Below are 2,754 nucleotides of genomic sequence, written 5' to 3'. Positions count from 1 at the left end.
ATTGTGGCCTTAACAGCCGCCATGAGAAAACTGATCGTCATCATCAACGCAAAAATACGTGACGAAGTGTTTGCTCAAGAGAGTTGATGACGGCTTTTGGTCAATTATTTACTAAAACACTTTGTCAGCAGGCTGTTCTTGACCCAATAGAGTCTTTTAACTGAAAATTACCTGAATATTGGTATATTCCGCCAAACCTTCTTCACCAAATTCCACACCGATACCGGATCCTTTGACCCCACCAAACGGCGCATTTGGCTGGATCGCACCATGTTTATTAATCCAGACCGATCCACATTCCAGTCGGCTGGCGATTTCTTTGGCTTTTTCAATATCTTTGGACCAAACCGATCCCCCTAACCCATTGGGGCTGTCGTTCGCCCGTTCAATCACCTCGTCAATATCACGATAGGAAATAATGGGGAGAACCGGACCAAATTGTTCTTCATCCACGATCGGCCAGCCATTATCGACACCCGCAATCAAGGTTGTCGGATAAAACAGCCCTTCGCCTGCTTCGCCACCTGTTAAAATACGCGCCCCTTTGCGTTTTGCATCTTCGACCAAGCCTTTAACCTTTTCAAATTGCATGGTGTTTTGGATGGGACCGATGACGTTCGCCTCATCCAAACCGTCACCCATCGGGATTGTGCGCACCACATTGGCCAATTCCTCACAGACCTGATCATGCAGGCTTTCATGCACATACAAACGTTTCATCGCAGCACAGGTTTGACCGTTGTTAATAAAGGCCCCCCAGAACAAACCTTCCGCGATTTCCTTGGGATCACAATCGGGCAGAATAATCCCGGCATCATTCCCGCCCAGCTCCAACGTCAGACGTTTCATGGTGGCTGCGGCACTCATCATCACTTTTTGCCCGGTCGCACACGAGCCGGTAAAGACAATTTTATCAATTCCCTGATGGGTTGACATAGCCGCCCCAAGACTATCATCCCCGGTAATGCAATTGACAACACCGGCGGGTAAAACCTCGTTCATCAATTCAATCAAGCGGATGGTGGATAAGGGGGTAAAAGGTGACGGTTTACAAACCACTGTATTACCGGTTCGCACCGCCGGGATAATATGCCAAATCGCAATCATTACCGGCCAGTTCCACGGAGTAATGGACCCGACCACACCAATGGGTTTGCGATGAAGAACGACTTTGCCTTCCTCAGTATCCTGCAAAACCTTTGGTAAAATCTGCAAAGCTGCGGTTACTTGCGTCCAGACTTTTGCCCCACCGATTTCAAAACGTGAACCCAATCCGTTTAACGGCTTACCTTGTTCTTTCGTCAAAAGGGTCGCCAATTCTTCACTATGTTCTTCGATTTTAGCAGCAATGTTCAAACAAGCCTGCTGGCGTTCTTCATCTGAAACCGCGCTCCATTTTTTAAAAGCTGTACGTGCAGCTTGTACCGCCGCATCCAATTGAGCTGTTGATGCCTTGGGCGCATGACCAACGGTTTGCCCGTTTGCCGGATTCAAAACCGTGAAATGATCATTCGTTGCAACCTTCACACCATCAATCAACAGCGCATATGTTTGTTCTGTCATCTTTTCCTGCCTCGCCTGTCAGAGTTTTAGTTTCTTTTGTAACTTTTATCTTGCCGAGAAACACGCGTGTAAACAAGTGCTATTTGATCCGTAAAACTGCGCACTCAGCTATTGGGTTCCAGAAATTCATCAAATCCGAACTCGTGATAAATTCGGATAAATTCACCGGTTTCTTTCAATTTTTTCAGTCCTTTGTTAAAGGCTGAAATAATTTCCGGTCCCCGTTTATTTTTAAGAGAAACAATCAAACTGAGTGGGGTCTGCGCAACCTTCATTGGTTCGCGTCGAATTATTTCCATGTTCAGCTTCGCCCCGGATATTGCGTAATCCGCATCCCATTTGGGGGAAACGACCAAATCCACCCGGCCCTGTTTCAACATTTTAAAACAGGAGACCATATTCAACGGCGCTTCCCGCGTCATCAGGTTCTTTTCCTTAAGCTCTTTAATCACGCCGAAATCACCATATCCATTGGGATTACAATAGACTTTGCCTTTTAAGTCCTCTCTTTGATGAATAGACACATCCGATTTTTCCAGAACATAGGCATAATTCGTCATATGCAGGATCGGGTCAGAAAAATAAAAGAAATGATTGCGCTCCGGCGTTGGTCCCCATGGGAAAGCCGCATCAATAACTCCGGATTTCGTCAATGAATACCCCCGCGCCCAAGGTTGCCATTTGACTTTCTGCACGGGTAGTTCGCCCAATTCAAACGCCCGCATGACAATGCGCAAACCCAGTCCGCCATATTGCAGCTTTTGCGATGTTATGGGCGGGTAATCATCGCCTGTGGCAATAATGATACCTTTATCTTGCGCCCACGCACCCTTTGTTCCCATAAAAAAGGCAACCAGAAAGAAGAGAGACACCACCCGTCTTAACCACTCCCTTCTCATACGTATTCCTTTCGTTTTATTATATGGCTTCCTGATTATTTATAATTGAGGCTTGCTTTCAATATTTTCAATCAAATTATTCGATCATAAACCGACAAAAAAACGGGCAGACCATTGGCCTGCCCTTAAGTTTCTGCTTTCATTGCGGGATGAAAGGCAGGTCTAAGTTAATGAATTTTCCAGTTCCGGTACGGCCTCAAAGAGGTCCGCAACGAGACCGTAGTCAGCCACGCTAAAGATGGGGGCTTCTTCGTCTTTGTTGATCGCCACGATGACTTTGGAATCTTTCATC

General features: G+C 46.4%; 2 protein-coding genes and 1 pseudogene. All 3 read right to left on the bottom strand.

Features of this window, described 5'->3' with window-relative positions; genetic code table 11:
* Positions 1 to 156: 156 nt before the first annotated feature.
* A complete protein-coding gene (locus IEW74_RS17115) occupies positions 157 to 1,563 on the bottom strand; it encodes an aldehyde dehydrogenase family protein (protein WP_188667384.1) in 1,407 nt (468 codons plus the stop codon).
* A gap of 104 nt (positions 1,564 to 1,667) precedes the next feature.
* The gene (locus IEW74_RS17110; RefSeq protein ID WP_188667382.1) at positions 1,668 to 2,462 is read right to left on the bottom strand and encodes a substrate-binding periplasmic protein; all 795 of its coding nucleotides are present in this window, start codon (positions 2,460 to 2,462) and stop codon (positions 1,668 to 1,670) included.
* Positions 2,463 to 2,624: 162 nt separating this feature from the next.
* Positions 2,625 to 2,754: pseudogene (locus tag IEW74_RS17105) on the bottom strand (electron transfer flavoprotein subunit alpha/FixB family protein); the annotation flags it as partial.

Source organism: Terasakiella brassicae (assembly GCF_014641495.1).
Taxonomy (GTDB): Bacteria; Pseudomonadota; Alphaproteobacteria; order Rhodospirillales; family Terasakiellaceae; genus Terasakiella; species Terasakiella brassicae.
Note: the sequence above shows the minus strand (reverse complement) of the source record. Positions and strands in the feature narration are given on the sequence as shown.

Bases quoted from the DNA above. Each gene is read 5' to 3' on its own strand.
- IEW74_RS17115 (WP_188667384.1), bottom strand. From the start codon at position 1,563: ATGACAGAACAAACATATGCGCTGTTGATTGATGGTGTGAAGGTTGCA.
- IEW74_RS17110 (WP_188667382.1), bottom strand. From the start codon at position 2,462: ATGAGAAGGGAGTGGTTAAGACGGGTGGTGTCTCTCTTCTTTCTGGTT.